The organism is Microbacterium phycohabitans (assembly GCF_032464935.1).
Taxonomy (GTDB): domain Bacteria; phylum Actinomycetota; class Actinomycetes; order Actinomycetales; family Microbacteriaceae; genus Microbacterium; species Microbacterium phycohabitans.
Map to the genome: position 1 here is coordinate 130420 of NZ_JAWDIT010000004.1, position 25940 is coordinate 156359.

Annotated in this window: 19 protein-coding genes; 18 read left to right on the top strand and 1 reads right to left on the bottom strand. The window is 71.0% G+C overall.

From position 1 onward, the window contains the following. Window positions 1-182 precede the first annotated feature (182 nt). The 14 genes from RWH44_RS11950 to RWH44_RS12015 all read left to right on the top strand — a co-directional run bounded on the left by RWH44_RS11950 (window position 183) and on the right by RWH44_RS12015 (window position 19346). Window positions 183-719: a hypothetical protein gene (locus RWH44_RS11950; protein ID WP_316004735.1), complete on the top strand. Its 537-nt coding sequence runs from the start codon at window positions 183-185 to the stop codon at window positions 717-719. Then, window positions 716-2422: a protein kinase domain-containing protein gene (locus RWH44_RS11955; protein WP_316004736.1), complete on the top strand. Its 1707-nt coding sequence runs from the start codon at window positions 716-718 to the stop codon at window positions 2420-2422. The genes RWH44_RS11950 and RWH44_RS11955 overlap by 4 nt, the downstream gene beginning before the upstream one ends. Before the next feature lie 440 nt (window positions 2423-2862). Next, complete coding sequence (gene pstC / locus RWH44_RS11960; protein ID WP_298873563.1) at window positions 2863-3879, top strand: phosphate ABC transporter permease subunit PstC; 1017 nt, start codon at window positions 2863-2865, stop codon at window positions 3877-3879. Beyond that, window positions 3879-5198, top strand: a complete 1320-nt coding sequence (gene pstA, locus RWH44_RS11965) for a phosphate ABC transporter permease PstA (RefSeq protein ID WP_316004737.1) — start codon at window positions 3879-3881, stop codon at window positions 5196-5198. The genes pstC and pstA overlap by 1 nt, the downstream gene beginning before the upstream one ends. Further along, the gene (pstS, locus tag RWH44_RS11970; protein WP_316004738.1) at window positions 5195-6790 is read left to right on the top strand and encodes a phosphate ABC transporter substrate-binding protein PstS; all 1596 of its coding nucleotides are present in this window, start codon (window positions 5195-5197) and stop codon (window positions 6788-6790) included. Before pstA ends, pstS begins: the two co-directional genes overlap by 4 nt. A 145-nt stretch (window positions 6791-6935) precedes the next feature. Next, window positions 6936-9614, top strand: a complete 2679-nt coding sequence (locus RWH44_RS11975; RefSeq protein WP_316004739.1) for a hypothetical protein — start codon at window positions 6936-6938, stop codon at window positions 9612-9614. Window positions 9615-9702: 88 nt separating this feature from the next. After that, a complete protein-coding gene (locus RWH44_RS11980) occupies window positions 9703-10803 on the top strand; it encodes a hypothetical protein (protein ID WP_298873555.1) in 1101 nt (366 codons plus the stop codon). Between the two features lie 29 nt (window positions 10804-10832). Continuing rightward, complete coding sequence (locus RWH44_RS11985) at window positions 10833-12392, top strand: Ig domain-containing protein (protein ID WP_316004740.1); 1560 nt, start codon at window positions 10833-10835, stop codon at window positions 12390-12392. Between the two features lie 148 nt (window positions 12393-12540). After that, window positions 12541-13704, top strand: a complete 1164-nt coding sequence (locus RWH44_RS11990; RefSeq protein WP_316004741.1) for a COG1470 family protein — start codon at window positions 12541-12543, stop codon at window positions 13702-13704. Beyond that, window positions 13701-14492 carry a hypothetical protein gene (locus tag RWH44_RS11995; protein WP_316004742.1) on the top strand — a complete coding sequence of 264 codons (792 nt, stop codon included), beginning with the start codon at window positions 13701-13703 and terminating at the stop codon, window positions 14490-14492. Before RWH44_RS11990 ends, RWH44_RS11995 begins: the two co-directional genes overlap by 4 nt. Window positions 14493-14800: 308 nt before the next feature. Further along, a complete protein-coding gene (locus RWH44_RS12000) occupies window positions 14801-15619 on the top strand; it encodes a sortase (protein WP_316004743.1) in 819 nt (272 codons plus the stop codon). Between the two features lie 443 nt (window positions 15620-16062). Next, a complete protein-coding gene (locus tag RWH44_RS12005; protein WP_437127297.1) occupies window positions 16063-16836 on the top strand; it encodes a phosphate ABC transporter ATP-binding protein in 774 nt (257 codons plus the stop codon). Further along, on the top strand, window positions 16833-18497 hold the full coding sequence (locus tag RWH44_RS12010; protein WP_316004744.1) for a phosphate ABC transporter substrate-binding protein PstS: 1665 nt from the start codon (window positions 16833-16835) through the stop codon (window positions 18495-18497). Before RWH44_RS12005 ends, RWH44_RS12010 begins: the two co-directional genes overlap by 4 nt. A 36-nt stretch (window positions 18498-18533) precedes the next feature. Next, complete coding sequence (locus tag RWH44_RS12015) at window positions 18534-19346, top strand: LmeA family phospholipid-binding protein (RefSeq protein ID WP_316004745.1); 813 nt, start codon at window positions 18534-18536, stop codon at window positions 19344-19346. A gap of 146 nt (window positions 19347-19492) precedes the next feature. Here the strand turns inward: RWH44_RS12015 and RWH44_RS12020 are convergent, their stop codons facing one another. Continuing rightward, window positions 19493-20890 carry a threonine/serine exporter family protein gene (locus RWH44_RS12020; protein ID WP_316004746.1) on the bottom strand — a complete coding sequence of 466 codons (1398 nt, stop codon included), beginning with the start codon at window positions 20888-20890 and terminating at the stop codon, window positions 19493-19495. Between the two features lie 182 nt (window positions 20891-21072). Here RWH44_RS12020 and RWH44_RS12025 point away from each other — a divergent pair, with 182 nt between their 5' ends. The 4 genes from RWH44_RS12025 to RWH44_RS12040 all read left to right on the top strand — a co-directional run bounded on the left by RWH44_RS12025 (window position 21073) and on the right by RWH44_RS12040 (window position 25837). Continuing rightward, the gene (locus RWH44_RS12025) at window positions 21073-22359 is read left to right on the top strand and encodes an aspartate kinase (protein ID WP_298873538.1); all 1287 of its coding nucleotides are present in this window, start codon (window positions 21073-21075) and stop codon (window positions 22357-22359) included. Between the two features lie 222 nt (window positions 22360-22581). Beyond that, window positions 22582-23652: an aspartate-semialdehyde dehydrogenase gene (locus RWH44_RS12030; RefSeq protein ID WP_316004747.1), complete on the top strand. Its 1071-nt coding sequence runs from the start codon at window positions 22582-22584 to the stop codon at window positions 23650-23652. Between the two features lie 99 nt (window positions 23653-23751). Then, window positions 23752-25224, top strand: a complete 1473-nt coding sequence (locus RWH44_RS12035) for a malate:quinone oxidoreductase (protein WP_437127293.1) — start codon at window positions 23752-23754, stop codon at window positions 25222-25224. A 7-nt stretch (window positions 25225-25231) separates the two neighbouring features. Next, window positions 25232-25837 carry a thymidine kinase gene (locus RWH44_RS12040; RefSeq protein WP_316004748.1) on the top strand — a complete coding sequence of 202 codons (606 nt, stop codon included), beginning with the start codon at window positions 25232-25234 and terminating at the stop codon, window positions 25835-25837. The last annotated feature ends 103 nt before the right edge of the window (window positions 25838-25940 follow it).

The following is a 25940-nucleotide window of genomic DNA, read 5'->3' on the forward strand; positions in this document are numbered from 1 at the left end:
TCGCGGTGTCCGGCGAGCAATGCCCGTGCCGCGCGCGTGCGTCATTCGTTGCGGGGTGGTGAACCGCCCGTTCACCCGTTGCTCGCGGCGCGGCAAGGCGGGAGGAGCACTTTCATCTCTGCGGAGCAGTGCCGGACGACCCGTAAGTCCCGCACAGAGGTCCGTCAGACAGGGGCCATTCCGTGAGCGACCAGCTCTCCGTCGCGCCCGCCCGCCGGGGCCGCGTGATCTTCGACACTTTCCGATCGTCCTACGATCCGCGACTCGCCGCGTGGCTGCTCTTCCGCTCGTACGTCCTACCCGAGTTCGCCGCCTCCCCGATCGCCGCCGAGGAAGTCGTGCCCGGCGCCGGACTGGTCTCGCTGGGAGTGTTCGGCGTCTGGCGCCTGCTCGCGACCAACAACCGCGAACTCGCCCGGTGCGCCGCGGTGTTCTCGTCGCCGGCCGCCGCCGTCGAGGCGGCCGTCGCCGACCAGCGACGCATCGCCGACCTGCATTTGAGCGCCGTGCGCGGTCCCACGGCCACCAAGCACGCCTGGGTGCTACGCGGCGGAGGACGCCCGGTCGTCACCAGCGCGCGGTGGTATGAGTCGGCCGGGGAGGCGGTGGCGGCCGGCCGGATGGCGACGGCCGTCCTCGCCTCCGCCGCCGTCACCGAGACCGTCAGCATCGGGACGGCCTCGGGTCGGCGGTCCCGCGTGCTCGAGCGCTCCACGTGACGGGCCAGGGCGATCCGACGAGCGGGACCAGCCTGATCGCCGGGCGGTTCCGTCTCGGAGAGCTGCTCGGGTCGGGAGGAACGGCGTCGGTGTTCGCCGCCGTGGACTCCGTCACGGGCCGACGACTGGCGGTCAAGGTCCTGCACCCGCACCTGTCGGAGAGCGCGGCGGTCCGCGATGCGTTCCTCGCCGAGGCCCGGCGCGCGGCGCAGGTCGTGCACCCCGCCGTCGTCGTCATCGTCGACATCGGCGTGTTCGACGACCATGGCATCCCGATCGCCTGGATCGCGCAGGAGCGCGTTCCGGGTCGCCCACTGTTCGAGCACGTCCGCGCAGAGGGGCCGCTGACGTCGACTGAGGTCGTGACCGTCGGCGCAGACGTGCTGGCGGGACTGGCAGCGGCGCACGCGGCGGGCGTCGTGCATCGCGACGTGTCACCCTCGAACGTCCTCGTGCGGCGGGAGGACGACGGTGCCCTTCGCGCGACTCTTCTCGACTTCGGTCTCGCCGACGCCGCGGGCCGCACCGCTCACGGCGACGACGTGCTGCGAAGCGCCGTCTCGGGGGTCCCGGCCGGCGTCGTCGGCAACGTGCAGTACGCCTCTCCCGAGCAGCTGGCCGGTCGGCCGGTTGGGCCGCGTGGCGATCTGTACCAGGTCGGCGGTCTCCTCTTCTTCGCGCTCACCGGGCGCCCGCCGTTCGATGGCGGTGACCGGCTCGCGGTGATGCGGGCGCATCTGAGCGCACCGCCGCCCGTTCCTTCGGTGGGCCGGCGCGGGATCCCCCCGGCGCTCGACCGCGTGGTGGTGCGCGCCCTGCTGAAGGAGCCCGACGACCGTTTCGCCGATGCCCGGGAGATGCGAGGAGCGTTGCTCGACGCCCGGGTGCAGGCGATGCGGACGCCCCCGACCGCACAACCCCGACCGACCACGACGACCGTCGCCGCGACTCTCCCTCCCACGCTCGCTCGCCCCGCCGCCGCCGCTGCTCGCTCCGCCGCCGCACCGCCGGCCGTTCCGGCGCCACCGCTACCCGTGCGTCGCTCGACGGGGTGGGGCACGGTCGTCGCGATCACCGTCGTCCTCGTCGCGGCCGCGACGGCCGTGCCCCTCATGGCAAGCGCGGGGCGTGAGGTCCCCGTCGCGCGGTCGGCGACCCAGGCGCCCCACCCCACGCCGTCCGCCGTCGCTTCGGATCCCGCGCCGCCCGTCGCGAGCCCGACCACCCCGCCCCCCGTCACCGTCCCCGGACTCACCACCCTCGCCGATGCGCCCTCCGTCCTCGCGTCGGCCGGACTGCGAGTGGGAGACGTCGCCGTGCGCGACGAGGCCGCCGTCGCCGGCACCGTCCTCGAATCGATCCCCGGTGCGGGTTCCTCGGTGCCCCGCGACAGTGCGGTGGCTCTGGTCGTGGCATCCGGGTCGAACGTGATCCCGGAGGTGTCGGGGATGGATGCCGCGACGGCGACCTCGCGCCTGCGTGCGGCCGGCTTCGCCACCATGCTCGTGGCCCTGGTGTCCGAGCGTCCGGAGGGGCTCGTCGTGGCCCTCGAGCCGGCGGCCGGGAGCTCGCTCACCCTCGGCACCGAGGTGCGCGTGCTCGTGGCGACGGCTCCCGTCCCCACGCACGCTCCTTCGTCGCCGTCACCGACCTCCTCGCCGACGCCGACCCCCGCGCCGACGCCCACACCGTCCTCTCGCTGACGGGTCCGGCGGGCTCGCGCCGCGGAACGGCGCGGCCACGCGCCCTTCGCGACGGCGATGACCCGGGATCCGGACACCGCTCGTCGTCGACGGTGCGGCGTCCCCACGCGCCCTCGCGCCCCCGCGCCTTCCCTCAGCGCGACCTCGCGCCCCGCGCCCCCACGCGCACTGGCGCCCCGCGCCCCCGCCCCCGGCCCCTGCGCCCGCCGACGTCCGTCGTTCACCTTCGCTCGCTCGGCGTTCACTCGGCGGCCAGGGCGTGTGGGGGATCGGTCCCGGCCGCGTTCACAGCCCGCTCCTACCGTCGCTGATACCGGCTGCCCCGAGCCGGTTCCCGGCACACGAGCGACGCGCGTCGCCGGTCCTGCGCACGCGCCCCCGTTCCGCCCGCCCCGGACCGTGGGGCAGCGCACGGCCGACCGCGCTCGATGGAGAACGCGATGACCGACATCACCACGGAGGTCCTGCCTCGGCAGGCCGCGGGGCCGATCGAACCGCGATCGCTCAAGAGCGCCCCGGTCGTGGTCGACCGGATCTTCCGCGGCAGCGCCTACACGGCGGGCGCCATCACGGTGGCCGTCATGCTGGCCGTGGGCGTCTTCCTCACGGCGCGCGCGGGAGATGCGCTCCTGGTCGCGGGACCTTCGTTCCTCACCACCCAGGAGTGGTCGCCGGAGACCGGCACCTTCGGCGTCGCCGCGGTCCTGTTCGGCACCGTCACGATCGCCATCGTCGCGATGTCGGTCTCGGTCCCGCTCGCCCTCGGCACGGCGCTGCTGATCAGCGAGATCGTGCCTGCGCGCCTCCGGTCCCTGCTCATCACGATGGTCGACCTGATGGCGGCCGTCCCGAGTGTGGTGTTCGGGCTGTGGGGGGTGTTCTTCCTGCAGGCGAACGTCATCCCCGTGGCCGAATGGATCTCCACCTACTTCGGCTGGATCCCGATCTTCCAGGTCACGGATGCCGCGGGCGCGCGCCTCACCGAGGCGGGGGCGTTCACTTCGTCGGCCTTCATCGCCGGTATCGTCGTCGCGCTCATGGTGGTCCCCACCCAGACCTCGGTCATGCGGGAGGCGTTCTCGCAAGCCCCCCTCGGCGAGCGGGAGGGAGCTCTGGCGCTCGGCTCGACGAGATGGGGGATGATCCGCGCGGTGGTGCTCCCCTTCGGTCGGGGCGGCATCATCGGCGGCACGATGCTGGGCCTCGGACGCGCCCTGGGCGAGACGATCGCGGTGGTCATGATCATCTCGCCGATCTTCTCCATCAACACGCAGCTGCTGAAGACCGGCACCAACTCCGTCTCGGCGCTCATCGCCCTCCGCTACGGCGAGGCGAGTCAGTTCGGACTGTCGGCTCTGATGGCGGCCGGCCTCGTGCTGTTCATCATCACCCTGATCGTCAACTTCACGGCATCCACGATCGTGGCCCGGAGCCGCTCCGGGGCGGAGAGCAACTGATGGCCATCGTCACCCCCGACACTCCTCTGGCCGACGAGGGCACCCCCGGCGAACCGATCCGGACCACGATCCCGCTCCGTGACGGTCACGTCGGCGAGCGTCGCGATCTGCGGACCGTGCCCTTCGGCGACCGCTTCGACCTGCTGGGCAGTGCGGCGGCGGCGCTCGCGGTGTCGACGCTGCTGTTTGGGTGGCTGACGCCGATGACGGGCCCCATCGGGTGGGTCGTGCTGTCGTTCGTGGGTTTCCTCGGGATCTACGCGGTCATGTCGTCGCTGCGTGCCGACCGCCTCGCCGTGCGCGAGCGGATCGTGACGGCCCTGTTCTATTCGGCGGGGGTGATCCTGCTGGGTGCGCTCCTGTTCGTCCTGTTCTTCACGCTCATCCGTGGTTCCTCCGCCCTGATGAACGGCAATTTCTTCGTCGAGACGATGACCACGGCCGGACCCCTCGATCCGCTGACCACGGGCGGCATCGCGCACGCGATCGTGGGCACGCTCATCCAGATCGGCATCGCCCTCTCCATCACCATCCCCCTCGGGGTGATGACGGCGGTCTTCCTGAACGAGATCGGCGGGCCGTTCGCCCGCTTCGTGCGGACGGTGTCGGATGCCATGACCGCGCTGCCCTCGATCGTGGCGGGGCTGTTCGTCTACGCCGCCGTCGTCACGCTCATCACGCACGAGCGCTCGGGTTTCGCGGCATCCCTCGCCATCAGCGTGATGATGCTGCCCATCATCATCCGCGCCTCCGACGTCGTGCTGCGCCTGGTCCCGAACAACCTCCGCGAGGCGTCCTACGCGCTGGGCTCGAGCCGCTGGAGCACGGTGTGGAACGTCGTCCTCCCCACCTCTCGTTCGGGCTTGGTCACCGCGGTCATCCTCGGAACCGCGCGTGGCATCGGCGAGACCTCGCCCGTGCTGCTGACCTCGGGCGTGACGGCGCAGATGAACCTCAACCCCTTCTCGGGGCCGATGATCTCGCTCCCGCTGCAGGTGTTCGACTTCGTCAAGTCGCCCGAGCCCAACATGATCGCGCGCGGGTTCGGTGCGGCGGCCACGCTCGTCCTGCTCGTGCTGACCCTCTTCATCGTCGCGCGCCTCATCGGCGGCCGTGGCCCGGGACAGCTCTCGGACCGTCAGCGCCGCGCCGCGGCTGCGGCCTCCGCACGGGACGTCCGGCGGATGGCCGACGGCGCCGCCGCCCTCTCCCGCGCCGCCCGCCGACTCACGGCGCCGAGCCGTTCGGCATCCCGTCTCCCGTTCCGCCGCGGCACCGCCGCCCCTCACCCCCGATCCTCCGAGGAGAACCCGTCGTGAACCTTCGTCGTCACTGGGGCCGCATCGCGGCCGCGCTCGCGGTCGTGACGCTCGTGGCCCTCGTGCCCGTCCCGGCGCAGGCCGACGGGTACGTCCCCATCTCGGGGTCGGGCTCGACGTGGTCGCAGAACGCCCTCGATCAGTGGCGCAAGAACGTCGCGAACAACTACGGCATGACCGTCAACTACTCCGGCACGGGGTCGTCGGCGGGTCGCAACGACTTCATCAATCAGACGGTCGACTTCGCGGTCAGCGAGATCCCGTTCCAGGGCCAGCCCGAAGACGGTTCGCCCCCCGAGAAGCCGACCACCGGATACGCCTACATGCCGATCGTCGCCGGCGGCACGTCGCTGATGTACAACCTCAAGATCGGCGGGAAGCGGGTGACCAACCTGCGCCTGTCGGGAGAGGTGATCGCGAAGATCTTCGCCGGCCAGATCACGAAGTGGAACGACCCCGCCGTGCAGGCCGACAACCCGGCGCTGGCGATGCCCGACGTCTCGATCACCCCTGTCTACCGCTCGGACGGATCGGGGACGAGCGCGCAGTTCACCCTGTGGATGTCGAAGCAGTTCGGCGGCGTCTGGACCTACGGCATGCGCTCGCAGTTCCCCCAGGTGACCCCGGCGTTCAAGGGGCAGAACGGCTCGCTCGGCGTCGCCGGCTACGTCAGCCAGAACTACGGCGAGGGCGCGATCACCTACGTCGAGTACTCGTACGCGATGAAGTCGGGCTTCCCGGTCGTCAAGATGCTCAACAACGCCGGCTACTACGTCGAGCCGACGTATCAGTCGGTCGCTGTCGCCCTGATGTCGGCGGCCATCAACCCGGACCTCACGCAGAACCTCGACGGGGTCTACAACAGCACCGATCCGCGCGCGTATCCGATGTCGAGCTACTCCTACATGATCGTGCCCACGCAGACGAACAAGGTCTTCACGGCCGAGAAGGGGCGCACGCTCAGCCGGTTCGCGACCTACATGCTCTGCGAGGGGCAGCAGCAGGCGTCGGCCCTGGGGTACTCGCCGCTGCCGATGAACCTCGTGCAGGCGGGCTCCGACGTGCTGAAGAAGATCCCCGGAACCGAAGGGGGCGTCGACTTCGCGAACTGCAACAACCCCACTTTCAAGCCGGGGGACTCTCCGGAGAACAATCAGCTCGCCCTCACCGCCCCGGCCCCGCCGGACTGCGACAAGAAGGGTGCGACCCAGTGCGTCGAGGGAACCGGAGGCGCACAGGAGCAGACGCCGGCGACCGGGGCGGGAGGGGTGAGCGGGGGATCGAACAGCGCCGCCGCCGCGGCCGGGACGACGGGTGCGTCCGACGCTGCCGCCGCGAGCGATCCTGCTGCCGCGGGGGCGGCTGTCGCGGCGACCGCGGCGGAGCCGGTGTACGACGCCAACGGCAACCTCGTCTCCGCCGCTGCTGCGGGCGGCGCGACGGCCGCGGTCTCGGCGCCGTTCTCGCTCGCCGAGAACGGGTGGGGTACGCCGCAGTTCATCATGCTCGCGGCGGGACTGCTCGTGGTCGCCGCGATCCTCATCCCGCCGTTCCTGGGCCGGCGCGCACGCGACGCTCGCCGTCCGAGATGACCGTTTCACCTGGTCTTTTCACCCGTTCGCACGTGGAGCCCACGGCGGCGGTGCCTCGTTACCGCCGCGTTCATCCCGCCGACACCCGCCGCCCGTCAACTGGTCTCGACGCTCGATCGAGTCGTCCGTTCGAGAAGGAATCCCCGTGACTGAACCGCGCCAGCGTCTCCGCGCCGCGCCCCCCTCCGGGGGCCGTCGAGCGCGACGGGCGTCGTCGCCCCGACGCCGCGACGAGACGATCGCCCGACTGCGTCGCCTGCTGGCGTCGGCAGCGGTCGGGGTGACCGCGGGCATCGCCATCTTCGGTGTCACGGGTGGGAGCGGCACCCTGTTCGCGACGGGTCAGGCCGCCGTCGCCGACGACTCCTCGGCGGTGACCGTCACGGCCAAGGAGCAGGACGCCGACGCCGCCGACGCCCCGTTCCCCGACCTGGCGGTGACGGTGTCGCAGACCCGCGCGCTGGAGTCGCAGGGCATCGTCGTGTCGTGGACCGGGGGCAAACCCTCCACCGTCCCCAGCTCGCAGATCGGCGGCGCCGACTTCCTGCAGGTCTTCCAGTGCTGGGGCGACGACCCCGCGAACCCCGGAACCCCCGACCGCACGACCTGCCAGTACGGTCTGGGCGGTGTGCCCGGATCGCACCGCGACGATCCGCGCGACAGCGACGCCTCGGTCGCCGACCAGGACAAGGCCTACACGGTCTACGGGGACGGGTTCGCGACGCCCACGTACACCTCCATCCCGTTCCGCGCGGCCAACGGCCGCGTGATCGCCAACGTCTCCGACGGGAAGTTCGCGTACACGAAGGACGCCGAGGGCAGAGACGTCCTGGCCGACATGAACACGAACGAGTTCTTCTCGAAGTACACCACCAACATGGTCGCCTGGGCGGGTTCAGGTGGTGACGGTACCGGCTCGGTGAAATTCGAGGTGCAGACCGCTCTGCAGTCCCAGGGACTCGGCTGCGGATCACCGGTCACCGCCGCCGACGGCAGCGTGTCGGGGTCGAGCTGCTGGCTCGTCATCCTGCCCCGCGGCCAGGCCGACGCAGGAGCGTCCTTCATCACCAAGTCGGGTCTGTTCTGGGATGCCTGGAAGCACCGCATCGCGGTGAAGCTCGATTTCAAGCCGCTCGGGGTGCGCTGTCCGATCGGCGCGAGCGAGCGCCAGCTCGCGGGGAGCGAATTGATCAGCCGCGCGATCTCGTCGTGGCAGCCGGCGGTGTGCAACCAAGCGGGCGGATCGGTGTATTCGGCGATCACCGGCGCCGAGTCGGATGCCGCCCGCGCCGCCAACGGGACCGCCCCGGCGCCGCTCGCCCTCACCTCCCGCCCACTCGATCCGAGTCTGGGCGCGGACGCCCTCCGTTACGCCCCGGTCGCGGTGACGGGAGCTGCCATCTCGTTCGCGATCGACCGCAACCCCCGGCCCGGTGACGACACCGTCCCCGAGGCGGACCGCTCGCGCGTCGGACTGCCGTTCACATCGCTCAAACTCACGCCGCGGCTCGTCGCCAAGCTGCTGACCAACTCCTACCTCGACTCTCTGCCGACCTTCGCCGATCGCGATCACCTGAGTCACCTGGACGGGGGGACACGCGTCTTCAACCCGCGCAATCTCGTCAGCGACCCGGACTTCCTCGCCATCAACGACCCGGAGTGGAAGTATCAGTCGCTCGCGGCCGCGTCGCTCGCCGATGCCCTCGTCCCGCAGGGGCGATCGGATGCCGCGTACACGATCTGGCAATACGTGTTGAGCGACGAGTCCGCTCGGCGTTTCCTCGAGGGCACCCCCGACGACTGGGGCATGACGGTCAATCCGTGGAGCGCGACGACCGATGACGCGAACGCGTCGAAGCAGGCGATGATCCTGCCGCGCGAGGACTTCCCCAAGGCCGATCCGATCGAGCAGGCCGCGACCGCGGCCTCCGGACCGGTCAACCTCGTCACCTGGCGGCCGTACGTCAACGACCTCGATGCCGGCGCCTACAACACGCTCCGCGGCGACGGACTCACCCTCGGCGGTTGGGACCCGATCGCCACGCCGCCGAAGTACGGCAAGGCGGACCGGAGCCTGCCCGGTCGCCAGACGGTGATCGCCGTCACCGATACGGCATCCGCCGCGCGGTATCAGATCGTCACGGCGGAGCTGAAGAATCCCGCGGGCGAGTTCGTGGGGGCGACGACGGATGCCATGGCCGCCGCGGCCGCGGCCATGACGCCCGACTCCGGCCAGGCGCAGGTGGTCTCCTTCGACCCGGCGTCCCCCGCGGCCGCCGCGGCGCGCGGCGCCTACCCGCTCACGATGCCCGTGTACGCCGCGGTCAACCCGAAGGCGATGGACGCCGACCTCCGCCGCAGCTACGCCGCCTTCATCCGATTCGCCGCCACCGACGGCCAGCAGCCCGGCACGGCGATCGGGCAGCTCCCACAGGGCTTCCTCCCGCTACCCGACGCCTGGCGCGACCTCGCGAAGGTTGCCGCCGACGACATCGAGGCGGGACGGATGCCGACCTCCGGGAGCGGCCCGGTGGCGACGACGCCGGCGTCGTCGACCACGCCGGTAGCCGGCATCCCGTTCCCGAGCGGGGGTGTGGTGGGAAGTGCTCCCGCCGCAGCGGTGACGGCGAGTGGCTCGACCGCCGCCACGACCGTCGCCGACCCGTCGGCGACGGGAGCACCCGCGCCGGCCCGCGCGGGAGCGACGACCCCCGATGATCCCGACCTCGGCGCCCTGCCGGCCGCCCTCCCCGTCAGCGTGGCCGGCGGTCTCGCCTCCGCCTTCGCCGTCCCGCTGCTCGGCCGCCTCCGTCGACGCCTCTGACGTCACGACGCCGACGCCCCCACGACCCGCCCTCTCCCAACTGAACACCCGACCCACATCACTGCATCACACATCGAAAGGCATTGAGTTGAAGCTCAAGAAGCTGGTCGCCATGGGCGCGGCCTGCGGTATCGCGATCGCCGGGTTCGGCGTCGCCTCCATGGCCTCGGCCGAACCGGTCTCGAACAGCTACGCGCTGGTCGGCTCCGACACGCTGCAGGACTCCGTCAACGCGATCACGAACGGCACGACCCTCACGGGCTCGCTGGTTCGCGTGACGTCCAACAACAAGACGCTCGGCAACTTCGACGCGTTCGGTGCGACGGCGATCCAGACCAAGCAGGGCGGCCCGTTCTTCGGTCGCCCCGCCGGTTCGGGCGCGGGCGTCACGGCCCTGCGTGCCTCGATCACCGGCGCGCTGTACAGCGGCAACGCGGCGGTGCCGACCCGTCCGATCACCGGTCAGGTCGACATCGCCCGCTCCTCCAGCGGCCCGGGCTCCAACGCCAACGCCAACGGTCTGCTGGCCTACGTCCCCTTCGCCCGCGACGCCGTCGGCTTCGCGTACAAGGGTGGGGACTCGTCGTGGGCCACCCTGAGCGCCGCTCAGCTGAAGTCCATCTACGAGTGCACCACCACCTCCATCGGCGGCGTCACCGTGAAGCCGCGCCTGCCCCAGAGCGGTTCGGGCACGCGGAACTTCTTCCTCGGTGCGATCGGCAACCCCGCCCTCGGCTCGTGCGTCACCGACGCCAACGGGACCACGCCCGAGAACGACGCGTCGGTGCTCGGCGCGAACGACCTCATCCCGTTCAGCGCGGCCAGCTGGATCGCGCAGGCCAACGGCGCCACCGGCATCAACACGACCACCGCCTCGGGCGTGAACTTCGGTTCGCCGGTCGGCGGTGAGCCCGCCTTCACCGGCACCGCGCCCAACCTGGTGCCCAACACCGACTTCTACAAGGACGCGACCTTCGGCCGCGACACCTACCTGGTTGTCGAATACGCGCGCATCGTCCCCGGTGACGCCAAGTACGACGCGGGCCTGGCGAACCTCGTCAACCCGTCGGTCGCCAACAGCCTCACCAGCTTCGGCGCGCTGCCGGTCTCCGTGGGCGGCGTGAAGAAGAAGTTCGGCTTCCTCGCCCCCTCCACCACCACCATCCAGCGCGCGTTCGCGACGCTGTGACCCTCGAGAACGGAAAAGGACTCCATCTCATGAACATCAAGAAGTTCGGGACGATCGTCGCCGCGGCGACGGCGGTCTCGCTTCTCGCGGGCGGCTTCTCGGCCACCGCGGCGAACGCCGCCACGACGGCGCCGCAGTTCTACCTCCTCGACGGTGGCGACGGGCACCTGCTCGCCGACGACACCGTCATGCACTGGGACTCGCAGGTCCTGGCCACCCCCGGACCGACCGTCGACGACATCACCGTGCTCTTCCCGGGCACCCCCGACGCCACCGGCGTGGCCTACTTCATCGCCCCGCCGGGCAAAGAGAACAGCATGGCGGACTGGACCGCGTCCAGCGACGGTGCGCTCACCCCCAACACGGTCGACATCATGTCGCCGAACCTGACGCTCTCGGGCTTCCTGTTCGGCAACTGGGCCCAGGTCAAGGCGAACGGCGGTGATTTCAGCCTCGGCTTCGCGTGGACTCGCAACAACGGCCTCAACATCGCCAACGCCGGCGTGAAGTACGTCGGCATCCACGTCAAGCCCGGTGGTGACTGGACGTTCGACCCGCAGAGCTCGGGACCCTCGGCCTCGGCTCCGACCACCGTCACCGGCACTGTCGACGGCATGGTCGTCGGCACCGCGTTCTCGCAGACGCTGACCGCCGACGGCACCGCACCGATCACGTGGTCGATCAAGGACGGCGGCTCGCTTCCCGCCGGCCTGCGCCTCGATGCGTCCACCGGCGTCGTTTCGGGAACGCCCACCGCCGGCGGTGCGTACAGCTTCACCGCTGTCGCGACGAACAGTGCGGGAAGCGCCGAGAAGGCCTTCTCGGGCACCGTCACCACCGGCAAGACGGGACCCGACAAGCCCTCGGGCTCCTCGGCGAACAAGGTCGACGTCGCCGACCCGGCCAAGGGCGCCAAGACCGTCGTCGTCCCCGCGGGTGCAGCCAATAAGGGCAAGACGCTCGAGGCTTGGGCCTGGTCGGAGCGCACCGACCTGGGCCAGGTGACCGATGACGGCAACGGCAACTTCTCGGTCGACATCTCTAGCCTCCCCGGCGGCGAGCACACGATCGCCCTCGTGACCCCCGGCGACGCCGACTTCGGCATCCTCGCCTGGGACACCTTCACGAAGGTCTCGGAGTCGGGCGACCCGGTCGCCGACAACATCGACCTGACCGCCGCCGTGACCGCGAGCGATCTGTGGTCGCTCAACGCCGAGGCCACCAAGGTGGACTTCGGCAGCGTCGCGCGCGACAAGAGCGTGACCAAGCCCCTCGGCAAGGTCACCGTCGTCGACGACCGCAACGTCCTCAAGGGCTGGGACCTCACTGCCGCGTGGAGCCCCTTCACGAACGGTGCGGGCGACGAGATCCCCGCGACCGCTCTCGCGGTGGCGCCGAAGGCGTTCTCCGGTTACACCCCCATCACCGGTGTGACCGTGGGCACGGGCTCGAAGATCGCCTCGAGCACGGCCGTTTCGACGCTCACCACGGGTGCGCTCTTCGACGCCGACCTCACCTTCACCGCTCCGAAGGACGCGCAGACGGGCGACTACACGTCGACCCTGACGGTCACTCTCACCTCCAAGTGAGCTGACCCGCGCTCCGACCGCGCGGAGGGATCGGATCGATCCCTCCGCGCGGTCCTGCGCCGGCGAGCGCTCGCGCTCGATCCGTGCCCATCAGCCCTCGTTCACCTCGGCGACACGCCTCCGTCGCCCCCATCTGCGGAGATAGAACGTGCTCTCCTCGACCTCGCGGCGCCGCTTCCCGGCTCTGGGCGCCGCATCGATCGCCACCGCCGCGATCGCCGCCCTCCTGTGCTTCCCGACGGTCGCGTCCGCCGCGTCCGCCCCCGGCGCAGCGTCCGCTCCCGCGATCGCCGCCCCCGCGTCCGCTTCACCGTCGATCCTCGCCGCCGAGGGCGATGCCGCCACCGTCGGTGTCGCCACCCGCCCCGCGGGCGAGGACGGCCGGCCCGACGGCCGGTCCCGGTTCACCTTCGCGGCCGACCCCGGTCAGAGCGTGACCGACCGTGTGCTCGTGGGCAACACCGGCACAGCGCGCCAGGACTTCACCGTCTATGCCACCGACGCGTTCAACGACGACGCCGGCGAGTTCTCGCTCCTTCCCACCGCGACCGCGCCGACCTCGGTCGGGCGGTGGATCCGTTTCGACGACGGCAGCGACCGCGCCACCTTCTCGCTCGAACCGCAGGAGGTGCGTCTGCTCACCTTCACCGTCGCCGTTCCGGCGGACGCGACGCCGGGCGATCATGTCGGCGGGGTCGTGGCATCCGTCATCGAGAGCGGCGCGCAGGTCACCGTCGACCGCCGTGTGGCGACCGCGATCTTCGCGCGCGTGTCGGGAGATCTCCAGCCGCAGCTCTCGCTCACCAGTTACGACGCGTCGTACGAGGGAGAGTGGTGGAATCCGTTCTCCGGCTCCGTGCGGCTGCGCTACACCGTCACCAACCCCGGCAACATCGCGCTCGCCGCCAACCTCACCTCGGGGGTCGGCACATGGTTCGGTATCCCGACGACGGGCGAGCAGGGGGGCGGCGTCCCGGTGCTCCTTCCTGGCAACAGCGCGAGCTACGACTACACCGTCGACGGTGTCGGCCAGTGGCTCTACCTCAACCCGCACACGGTGCTCAACCCGTTCGTCGAATCCCCCGATCCGTCCATGCAGCTCACGATGGTCCCGATCACCCGGGATGCCGTCACCTTCGCCGTGCCGTGGACCGTGCTCATCGCCGTCGTGCTCGCCGCCACGGTCATCCTGCTCATGCGCTGGCGTCGACGTCGCGACGAGGAGCGGGCCCAGGAGTGGATGGACTTCGTCGCGCGCACCGCGGCCGACGACGCCGCTGCCCTCGTGGGGGCCCGGGCGGACGGCTCGTGAGCCGCGCCCGGCGGCCGCGTCCCGTCGGGATCGCCGTCGCGCGTGCCGTCCTCGCCCTGGCGGTCGTCGCAGGGTCGCTCGGCCTCGGCTCCGCGGCATCCGCCGACGATTCCGGCACCCTCACCGTGACCATCACCGACGGTTCCACGACGCCGTCGCCCAGCCCCATCGCCCCCGCGGGAGGCGGTCCGGGCAGCGCGGCCGGCGGCTCGAGCGGCTCGGGCAGCACCTCCGTGAGCGGGGTGCGATCCGTCCCCGCCCCGGCGTCGGGAGCCGGCGGCGGTTCCCCCGCGGGGGGCGGGAGCGCGCCGACGAGCGAGGTGAGCATCGCCGGAATGCTCTACGTCGGCGGGTTGAACGCCTCGGCGGCACCCGCGGTCGATCCGACCGGGGGCGTCGTCGACGTGTGGTTCACGATCCGTAACGCCTCGTCGACCCCCATCGACGCGACTGCGGACTTCTGGATGGACACGAGCATCTTCCCGCAGCGCCTCGACGCCGTCGACGATGTCGCCGTGACCGCCCTGCAGCCGGGGGAGACCCGTGTCGTCAGCGCCCGCCTGCAGCACGGCGGACAGTGGACCCTGCTGTCGACCCATGTCACCGTCACCCCGCCCGACAGCGTGGACGGGATGACGCTGACTCCGGTCACCCGTGACGCGCTGGCGCTGATGTTCCCCTGGGTGCTCATCTCCCTCCTCGTGCTCGTCGTCGTCAGCGTGGCGCTCGTGGAGGTCATCCGTGGTGGGCTGCGCCGTGCCGCGATCGCCGTGGCGGTGACGCCGTGACGCTTCTCGACCGGTTCGGGTCGCGGCTGGGCGATACCGCCCGCGCGGTGGCCGCGGCGCTCCCGTCGATCGGGGCGCGACCTTCCGGTGCCGTCGGGCTGCCCGCTGTCGAATCCCGGCGGGCGGGCGTCGTCGCATCCATCGCGTCCGCTCCGGTCGACGCTCCACGCCCGGGCGAGTCGATGCCGCGCGCGGTCGCTCGGGGCGGCAGCCCGGTCGCGGGGCCGCCGCCGCGACCGCCCCGTCGGCCCCCGCGTCCGCGTCCCGCCTACGCCCCGCTGGCTCCGGGTCAGGTCTTCCTCCGCGGCATGCTCGTGTCTCTGTCGGTGCTGGTGCTGGTGTTCCTGCTGAACCTCCTCGTCATCAGCCACGTCTCCCACTTCGCCGCACAGCAGCAGGCGCGCGACGACTTCCGTATGCAGCTGGCGGCCGGGACGGCGCCGGTCAGCGAGGGCGACTTCGAAGACCATCTGCTTCCGGACGGGGCTCCGGTCGGCATCCTGTCGATCCCGCGTCTCGGCGTCGACGAAGTGATCTCCGAGGGCACGACCTCGGGAGTGCTCATGCGCGGGCCCGGACACCGACGCGACACCGTCCTTCCCGGTCAGGCGGGGGTGAGCGTGGTGATGGGGCGCGCCGCGGCGTTCGGCGGGCCGTTCGGTCGTCTGCAGTCCCTCCAGCCGGGGGAGACCTTCACCGTGCGCACCGGTCAGGGAGAGCAGACCTTCGAGGTGCTGGGCGTCCGCTACGCGGGGGATCCGACACCACCGGCTCCGGTGCGGGGCGAGAGCCGGTTGATCCTGATGACCGCGCGCGGGGCGCCGTACCTGCCCACGGGTGTCGCCTACCTCGATGCCCGCGCCACGGGCACGGCGAAGCCCGCCGGCACCCGCCAGACGACCTCGATGACCCTTTCCCCGCAGGCGAAGCCGCTCGCGACCGACATGACGACGGTGTGGGCGCTCGTCTTCGCCCTGCAGTTCCTCGTTGCGGCGGAATTCGTCGCCGTCTGGGCCTACCGCCGCGTCGGGTGGCAGAAGACGTGGATCGTCTTCGCGCCCGTCCTCCTGCTGGCGAGCGTGTTCGTCTCCGACCAGCTCATCCGCCTCCTCCCCAACCTCGTGTGAGTGAACCCGTCATGACCTCTTCCCTCGAATCCCCGCAGCCCGATGATGGCGCCGCCGACGAGTGGACGCTCGACGACCCGGAGCGCACCGACGTGGTCCACGCGGGCCCTCAGGCCGAACCCGACCCCTACATGACCGACGTGCTCGACGCCGACGAGGCTCGCATCCTCGCCGAGCTCGAGCTCGACGGTGTCACCGGCGACATGGCGGGCGCTCCCGCCGCGCTGCCGCGCTCGCGCCGGAGCGGGCGCTTGTTCGCACGCTCCTCGAGCGCCCCCGCGCAGGCCGCCGACGCCGACGCCCACACGGCGGTCTTCGCCCCGGTCGTGGAGCCCGCGCAGGCATCGACCTCCGCGGTCTCGCTCCTCGGCGGCGCCTCGGCGACGGCGGAGCGCCTGGCCGCGGCCGAGCACGCGCTCGCCGGGGGGACGCAGCGCGCCCCGCTGTCCGAGCTCGACGCCCGCTCGATCTCCGCGTGGTTCGGCGACCATCAGGTGCTGCTCGACGTGTCGCTGACGATGCCGGCGGGCCAGGTGACGGCCCTGATCGGCCCGTCCGGATGCGGCAAGTCGACGTTCCTGCGCATCCTGAACCGCATGCACGAACTGGTGCCCTCGGCATCCCTCGCCGGCGAGGTGCTGCTCGACGGCGACGACATCTACGACGCGGGTCATCGCCTCATCGACGCTCGCAAGCACATCGGCATGGTCTTCCAGAAGCCCAACCCCTTCCCGGCGATGTCGATCTACGACAACGTCATCGCGGGCCTGAAGCTCACGGGCGTGCGTGCCTCCCGGGATGAGAAGGATCATCTCGTCGAGACCTCGCTCGCATCGGCCGGCCTGTGGAAAGAGGTGAAGGACCGTCTCCGCGCCCCGGGCGGCGGCCTGTCCGGTGGTCAGCAGCAGCGCCTGTGCATCGCGCGATCGCTCGCGATCAAGCCGCGCGTGCTCCTCATGGACGAGCCCTGCTCCGCCCTCGACCCCACCTCGACGCGCGTGATCGAAGAGACGATGGGCGAGCTGCAGAAGGAGCTGACGATCGTGATCGTCACGCACAACATGCAGCAGGCGCAGCGCGTGTCGCAGCAGTGCGCGTTCTTCCTGGCATCCCAGGGGCAGCCGGGCCACATCGTCGAACACGGCGACACCGACGCCATGTTCGACTCGCCCATCGACCCCCGCACCTACGACTACGTGAACGGACGCTTCGGATGATCCCCACCCGCCCGCGCGCGACGGCGACCGCGATCGCCGTCGCGGCTCTGCTCGTGGTGCCGACGACGGCGGCGTACGCCGAGGACTCCGCATCGATCTCGGGCGAGGGATCGACGTGGGCGCAGAACGCCGTCGATCTCTGGCGCCGCGACGTCGCGGCCGCCCCCGGCCTGACCGTCTTCTACGCGGGTGTCGGCTCCGCGGCGGCCGTATCCGATCTCGCGGCCGAGCGCGTGGACTTCGCCGTGACCGACATCCCCCTCGGAGATGGGGCGTCGACAAACGTGCCGTCGGTCCCGCACGCCTCCGTTCCCGTCGTCGCAGGAGGGATCGCCTTCGCGTACGACCTGGTGGTGGACGGTCGTCCCTTCCGCGACCTGCGTCTGTCGGGAGACGCGGTGGCGGGCATCTTCTCCGGTGTCATCACGCGATGGGACGACCCGCTCCTGCGGGCCGACAATCCCGGCGTCGCGCTCCCGGCCCAGGACATCACCCCCGTGGTGCGCGCGGACGCGGCGGCGACGAGCCTCGGACTCACTCGGTGGATGCAGAGCGAGCACTCCGACGTCTGGTCCCTCGGCGCCTCCACGGTGTTTCCTGCCGTCGGTCCCGCGTTCCGTGCCCGGAACGGATCGCTCGGTGTCGTCGGGGATCTCGCGCAGAGCTACGGTCGCGGAGCGATCACCTACGTCGAGAACGCCTCCGCGGTCGGTGCCGGTCTCCCCACCGCGAAGATCCTGAACACCGCCGGGTACTACGTCGCTCCGACGCCGGAGGCCGTGTCGATCGCCCTGGGGGGTGCGACACCGGATGCCATCGGCACCGGTGTGTGGCGGCATCCCGACGCCCGCGCCTACCCCCTCGCGACCGTGTCGTCGGCGATCGTGCCGACGCAGCCGACGCGGGTCTTCACGGCGGAGAAGGGGCGCACCCTCTCGCAGTTCCTCGAGCACGCCCTCTGCCGGGGCCAGCAGGATGCGGCCGGTCTCGGCAACGCGCCTCTCCCGCTCGGACTCGTCCGGTCCGCCGCCGGAGTCCTGGCCGCGATCCCGGGGAGCGCAGGGGGGATCGACCTGGCCACGTGCGCCAATCCGACCTTCGTCCCCGGGGACTCCGCGGTCGACAACGTCCTGCTGAGGAGCACGCCGATGCCCCCCGACAGCGACAAGCGGATGCCGTCGGGCTCGGAGGGATCCACCGGTACCGACATCGACGTCACCGTCACGGCATCCGATCTCTTCCAGCTCACGGCACCGACCGCGACCTCCATCGACTTCGGGGATCTCGGGCGCGGTCGCGACGGCGTCGCACGCACTCTCGGACGGTTCACCGTCGTGGACGACCGCAACCGCCTCGCCGGGTGGAGCATGCAGATCACCGTGAGCGACTTCATCGGAACCGGTGATCCTGCGCCGCGGTTCTCGTCGTCGGCGCTGGGCATCGATCCGCGCGAGGTCGTCCACCACGACGGCGTCGTCGTCGCGTCGTCGCAGGAGGCGGGGCGGGCGGTCTACCCGATGACCCTGGCGTCCGCCGCTCCGGGGACGACCACGACCCTGGAGGGGGCGACTTTCGACGCCGATCTCGCCCTCCGCGTCCCTCGCGACGCCGCGGTGGGCGACTACCGCTCCACGGTGACCCTGACCCTGATCGCCCGGTGACCTCGTGCGCCGGACTCCCTGGAAAGAAGGCGCGGCATGACCCTCTTCGACGAGCGGACCGAGACACTGCCCGCACCACCGCGCGTCGACGAGTCCGAACCGGCGGGGTCCGGGTCGGGCGTGGCGATCGCGCTTCTCGCGGGGCTCGTCCTCGTGCTGCTGGCGGCGGGGATCTTCATCGCCGAGACCCTCGCCCGGGCCGAGGCCGAGCGGGCGATCGAGGACGGGGTGCGCAGCGCCCTCGCGCTGTCCGACGGAGAACGTGTCGAGGTCGAGGTCGGCGGGCCGGTACTGCTGCAGAACGTGCGCGGACGCCTCGACAGTGTTCGCCTCACGGTGTACAGCTTCCCGACCGGGCGGGCCAACGCCGATCTGACGATGTTCGTCGAGGGACTCCACGGCGTGGGGGATTCGTGGGGGGCGGACCGGATCTCCGGGGCCGCGACCGTCTCCGCCGCACAGGCCACGGCGCTCTTCCTTCCGACCGAGGCCCAGGGGCGGATGCGCGTCGGCTTCTCCGGCGGCGACATGGTCATCAGCCCGTCCGCCCCGGGCGGCCTCGCGATGAGCGCCGCGGTGACCCCGCACGTCGAGAACGGGCGGTTGAGCGTGGGGCTGACGTCGGTGACCATCGGCGACAAGACCCTCACCCCCGATGAGGTCGCCGCGCAGACCGGTCTCGATCCCGCCGCCTTGCAACCCGCATCGGTCTGCCTCGCCGACGAGATGCCGCGGTTCCTGCAGCTGCGGGACGTGCGGATCACCGACCAGCAGCTCCGCTTCGAGGTGGACGCCGACCCCGCCCTGCTGGACGCCGCGTCGGGCGACGAACACGGTTCCTGCCCGTAGGGCGCGGACGCCGAGCGCGCACCGGCGGGGGACGCGTCCAAACCGCCGAGAGGCGGGCGCACGTCCGGAGCTCCCGGTCGGATGCCGGACGCGCCGTCGCCGGTGAGCCGCCCCTCGGATCGTTCACCAGTGCCGGGCGTGGCCTCTCAGCGCCTCACCCGCGCCCGCACCCGCGTCACGCTCGACAGCGTCGCGCGCACCGGCTGCCCGAGGTAGATGCCGAGCGACGCCCCCACCGCGAGCGCGATGCCGATCGTCGCCGCGCCCGCGAGGGTGGTGACGCCGGTCATGAGCACGGCCGGGTCGTCTCCCGACTCCACGATCCCGAGCAGTCCCCGGAACACCGCGGCCCCGGGCACGAGCGGCAGGATGGCCGCCGTCGTGATCGCGACCGACGGCACGTGCAGCCGGTAGGCGACGACGATGCCGACGAAGCTGCCGATGAACGCGCCCACGCCGCTGGCCGCGGCCACCTCGAATCCGAGTCCGGTCGCCGCGACGTAGCCCGCCCACGCGACCAGGCTGAGGGCGGCGCTGACGACGATGATGCGCGCCCCCGCGCCGTTGAAGACCGCCACCGCGACCGCGATCACCGCGGCGCCGACGAACTGGAACACGACCGGTCCGAGGGGGAGGGCGTTCGACGGCGGAGACATCCCGAGCCCGAGCACCCGCACCGTCTCGAGCCCGGCCAGGATCCCGAGCACCACGCCCAACGTCTGCGTCGTGAGTTCGAGGATGCGTCCCGTGGCCGTCAGCGCGAAACCGTCGATGGCATCCTGGGCAGCACCCACCACGGTGAGCCCCGCGAGCATGAGCACGATCCCGGATGCCACGATCACCGACGGTCTGATCGCGGCGGCCGCCTCGATGCCGGTGTAGCGCAGCAGCGGCGACAGCGCCGCGACGACGGTCAGCACGAAGCCGCCCGCGATCTGCGCGAAGAAGTAGGGCACGCGCGCGCGGGCCATCACGTACTGGGTCGTCGCGGCCAGCGCCGCGGCGATGAACGACAGCACCAGCGCGAGCCAGTTCGCACCGAACATGATCGCGACCCCGGCGGCGAGGGTGGCCTGTGAGGCGATGACGATCGCCGGACGATAGCGGAACGGGAGGCGGCGGATGGCGCGGCAGCGGGCGATCGCATCGTCGAGGGCGAGCCCGCCGGCGACCTCGGTGACGAGGGCCTGCAGGCGCTGCAGCTTCGCGTGATCGGGGACCGATCCGCGCACGACGCGCAGAAGGGTCGTGGGGTGCGAGGCGCCCGGGCGACTGTGCGCGATGGTGATCGAGTTGTAGGTGACGTCGACGTGGACGGGGTCGAGTCCGTACGCCCCGCACACGCGCACGATCGTCAGCGTCACCTCGTTCGCGGGAGCGCCGACGACGAGCATCGTTTCGCCGATGCGGATCGCGAGGTCGAGGATGCGCGAGGCCAGTGCCTCGTCGATGACGGGGAGCAGCGTCGTGTCGAGCGACGTCGTGTCGTCGGTGTGCACGAGTCGTCGCAGCGACGACAGCCAGCGGCCGGGGGTGGGCGGCATCCGATCGCTCCAGGAAGGGGGGAGGGGTGGAACCCGTCGATCCTATCCGCGGGACCTCCGCGCATCCGCCCGGGCGACGCATGGCGGAGCGGTCATACGTGCGCCCCTAGGATTGTCCACGGCGCGGCACGAGCGCCGGCGTCGTGACACCCCGACGCACGACCCCTCCGGGAGTTCTCCTCATGGCTCTGATCGTCCAGAAGTACGGCGGTTCCTCCGTCGCCGACGCCGAGAGCATCAAGCGGGTCGCCAAGCGCATCGTCGACACGCGTCGCGCCGGCCACGAGGTCGTCGTCGCGGTCAGCGCCATGGGCGACACCACCGACGAGCTGCTCGACCTCGCGGGCCAGGTCGCCCCGATCCCCGCTCCGCGCGAACTCGACATGCTCCTGTCCAGCGGGGAGCGCATCTCGATGGCGCTGCTGGCTATGGCGATCCACTCGATGGGCTTCGAAGCGCGCTCGTTCACCGGCAGCCAGGCCGGCATGATCACGGATGCCACGCACGGCGCGGCCCGCATCGTCGACGTCACCCCCGTGCGCCTGCGCGAGGCGCTCGACGAGGGCGCGATCGTCATCGTCGCCGGCTTCCAAGGCTTCAACCGCGACACCCGCGACATCACGACCCTCGGTCGCGGCGGCTCCGACACCACCGCCGTCGCGCTCGCCGCGGCGCTCAACGCCGACGTGTGCGAGATCTACAGCGACGTCGACGGCATCTTCACCGCCGACCCGCGCGTCGTCCCGCTCGCGCGCAAGCTCGACCGCGTCGGCAGCGAAGAGATGCTCGAGCTCGCCGCCAACGGCGCCAAGGTCCTCTACATCCGCGCGGTCGAGTACGCGCGGCGCCACGGCGTGCTCATCCACGCCCGGTCCACGTTCAGCTCGGGCGAGGGCACCTGGGTGCTCGACGCCTCGAAGAAATCCCCGCTCGTCCCCGAGGGAGCCACCATGGAAGAGCCCATCGTCGCCGGCGTCGCCACCGACCTCAGCCAGGCCAAGATCACCGTCATCGGCGTGCCCGATGTGCCGGGCAAGGCCGCCGACATCTTCAAGATCGTGGCGAAGTCCGGCGCGAACGTCGACATGATCGTGCAGAACGTCTCGGCCGCCGCCACCGGTCGCACCGACATCTCGTTCACCCTCCCCAAGACCGACGCCACGACCGCCCTCAAGGCGCTCGCCGGCGAGCAGGCCGAGGTCGGGTTCGAGAGCCTCGTGCACGACGACCAGATCGGCAAGCTGTCGGTCGTCGGCGCCGGGATGCGCACGCACTCGGGCGTCTCGGCGACGCTGTTCGAGGCGCTCAGCATGGCGGGCGTGAACATCGAGATGATCTCGACCTCCGAGATCCGCATCTCCGTGGTCGTCCGCGGCGTCGACCTCGCCGAGGCCGCCCGGCTCGTGCACACCGCCTACGGTCTCGACGGCGACGCCGAGGCGACCGTCCACGCCGGCACCGGTCGCTGACCCGCGCCCGACACGTCGTCGGGACACCGCGTCCCTGCGCACGTCGCAGGAGTTTTCCGCCTCGCGGCGCTCGCGTCGGCGGAAATCCGCCACCTCGCGCAGCGTGGCCGTCAATTCTCCTGCGTCGGGTCCCGGCCGTCGCCAGAGCCCCAGCGACCCGCGCTACCCTGACCCGAACGCCGCGTTCGCGGCATCCACCACCCGAAGCACCGAGGTACCCGCATGACCCGCATCTCCGATTCCGGAATCTCCCTCGCCGTCGTCGGCGCCACCGGCCAGGTTGGCACCGTCATGCTCGAGATCCTCGCCGAGCGATCCTTCCCGATCCGCGAGCTGCGCCTGTTCGCCACCGCGCGCTCGGCCGGTACGTCGATCGAGTTCGGCGGGCACTCCGTGATCGTCGAAGACGTGGCCACGGCCGACCCGGCGGGCGTCGAGGTCGCGCTCTTCTCCGCCGGCGCCACAGGTTCGCGCGCCCACGCCCCTCGCTTCGCCGCGGCCGGTGCCCTCGTGATCGACAACTCCAGCGCGTGGCGCATGGATGCCGAGGTCCCCCTCGTCGTGAGCGAGGTCAACCCGCACGCGATCGACCAGGCGGTCAAGGGCATCGTCGCCAACCCCAACTGCACCACGATGGCCGCGATGCCGGTGCTGAAGGTGCTCGACGCCGAGGCGGGTCTCGAGCGTCTGATTGTGAGCACCTACCAGGCCGTCTCCGGTTCCGGTCTCGCCGGCGCGCGGGAGCTGCTCGGCCAGGTCGAGGGCGTCCTCGCGCAGGGCGACGTCGAGCGTCTCGTGCGCGACGGGTCGGCGCTGGACTTCCCCGAGCCCGAGAAGTACGTCGCACCGATCGCGTTCGACGTCATCCCCTTCGCCGGCAACCTCGTCGACGACGGCCTCAACGAGACCGACGAGGAGAAGAAGCTGCGCAACGAGAGCCGCAAGATCCTCGAGCTGCCCGACCTCCGCGTCGCGGGGACCTGCGTGCGCGTCCCCGTCTTCACCGGGCACTCGCTCAGCATCAACGCCGAGTTCGCTCGCGAGCTCTCGCCCGAGCGTGCTCGCGAGATCCTCGCGGATGCCCCCGGCGTCCAGCTCGAGGAAATCCCTACGCCGCTGCAGGCCGCAGGCACCGACCCCAGCTATGTCGGCCGCATCCGCGCCGACCAGTCGGCCCCCGAGGGTAAGGGTCTCGTGCTGTTCATCAGCAACGACAACCTGCGCAAGGGCGCGGCGTTGAACGCGGTGCAGATCGCCGAGCTGGTCGCCCAGAAGCGTCTCGCGACGGCCTGAGGCCACGGCATCCGGGCGCGCGTTGCCAGGTGTCTCGACATCGAACCGACCGATCTCTCGATGTCGAGACACCTCACGGCCCGCACCTAGAATCGACGGGTGACTGAAAACGTCGATGTTCTCCTCATCGGTGGCGGCATCATGTCCGCCACTCTCGGCACGCTGCTGAAAGACCTCCAGCCCGATCTGAAGATCGCGGTCCTGGAGCGGCTCAGCGACGTCGCGCAGGAGAGCTCCAACGCGTGGAACAACGCCGGCACGGGCCACGCCGCCCTGTGCGAGCTGAACTACACGCCCGAGGGCAAGGATGGCTCGATCGATCCCGCCAAAGCGGTGACGATCAACGAGCAGTTCCAGCAGAGCCGTCAGCTGTGGGCCTCGCTCGTGGCCGAGGGAGTGCTCGACGAACCCTCGACGTTCATCAACGCGACGCCGCACATGACCTTCGTGCGTGGCGAGAAGGACGTGGCCTTCCTCCGCAAGCGCTACGAGGTCCTCAAGCAGCAGCCGCTGTTCGCGGGCATCGAGTACAGCGAGGACTCCCGCGTCATCAACCAGTGGGCGCCCCTTCTCATGCAGAAGCGTCGCAAGGGCGAGCCCTTCGCGGCGACGCGCGTCCCCGCCGGCACCGACGTCGACTTCGGCTCGCTCACGCGCCAGCTCTTCGCGAACCTGCGCGAGAAGGGCGTCGAGGTCGTCACGAACCACGATGTCAAGAAGCTGAAGAAGCAGAAGGACGGCTCGTGGGAGGTGTTCTACCGCCATGTGATCGGCGGCACCCCCGGCTCCATCAACGCCAAGTTCGTGTTCGTCGGCGCGGGGGGCTGGGCGCTCAAGCTCCTGCAACGCTCCGGCATCCCCGAGATCAAGGGCTACGGCGTCTTCCCCATCGGCGGACAGTGGCTCAAGACCTCGAACCCCGACATCGTGTCGAAGCACCGCGCCAAGGTCTACTCGCAGGCTTCGGTCGGCGCGCCGCCCATGTCGGTCCCGCACCTCGACACGCGCGTCATCGACGGCGAGTCCTCGCTGCTGTTCGGGCCGTTCGCGACCTTCAGCCCGAAGTTCCTCAAGAACGGGTCGATGCTCGACATCGTCACGCAGGTGCGCCCGCACAACATCGGGCCCATGCTCAAGGTCGCCGTCGACAACCCGGGCCTCATCAAGTACCTCGTGAGCGAGCTGCTGAAGACCCACTCCAAGAAGGTCGACAGCCTGCGCGACTTCATGCCGACGGCGAAAGACGAGGACTGGGAGCTGCTCGACGCCGGTCAGCGCGCCCAGGTCATGAAGCGCGACAAAGAGAAGGGCGGCGTGCTGCAGTTCGGCACCGAGGTCGTCACCTCCGCCGACCACTCGATCGCCGGGCTCCTGGGTGCGTCGCCGGGCGCCTCGACCGCCGTGTCGATCATGCTCGGCCTCATCAAGACCTGCTTCCCCGAGCGGATGCCGCAGTGGGAGCCGCGCCTGCGCGACCTCATCCCGAGCTACGGCGAATCCCTCAACACGCACCCCGAGGCTGCTCGCAGAGAGCTGGATGCCACCGCTCGCGCGCTCGCGATCAACCCCTGAGGCTCGCGTGGCGAAGCTGTACTTCCGCTACGGCGCGATGAACTCGGGAAAGTCCACCGCACTGCTGCAGGCGGCGTACAACTACGAGGAGCGGGGCCAGCGCGTTCTGCTGGCCAAGCCCGAGATCGACACGAAGGGCGCCGACCAGATCGACAGCCGTCTCGGCGTCACCCGGCCGGTCGATTTCCTCGTGGGCCCCGGCGACGATCTGCGGGTGAAGTTCCATGCCACGGCCGGTCACGCTCCGGTGGCTTGCCTGCTCGTGGACGAGGCGCAGTTCTTCACGGCGGGTCAGGTCGACGACCTGCTGCGGATCGCGGTGCTCGACGGCATCCCGGTGCTCGCCTACGGCATCCGCACCGATTTCCGTACCGAGGCGTTCCCGGGGTCGGCGCGACTGATGGAGATCGCGCACAGTCTCGAGGAGCTCAAGACCATCTGCCGCTGCGGTCGCAAGGCGATCTTCAACGCACGGCTGGTCGGGGGGCGGTTCGTCTTCGACGGCGACCAGGTCGCGATCGACGAGGGTCAGATCGCCGGAGAGGTGACCTACGAGTCGATGTGCGCGGCCTGCTACCTGCGCGAATCCGGCGGTCGGCTCGACGGACGCTGAGGCGCCGGCGTCTCGCATCCCGTGTCCTGACGTGCCCCTCCGACCGCTCCGCGGCTGCAGGGCGGCTTCCGGCTGACGTGTGCGTCGCCGGAATACCACTGCG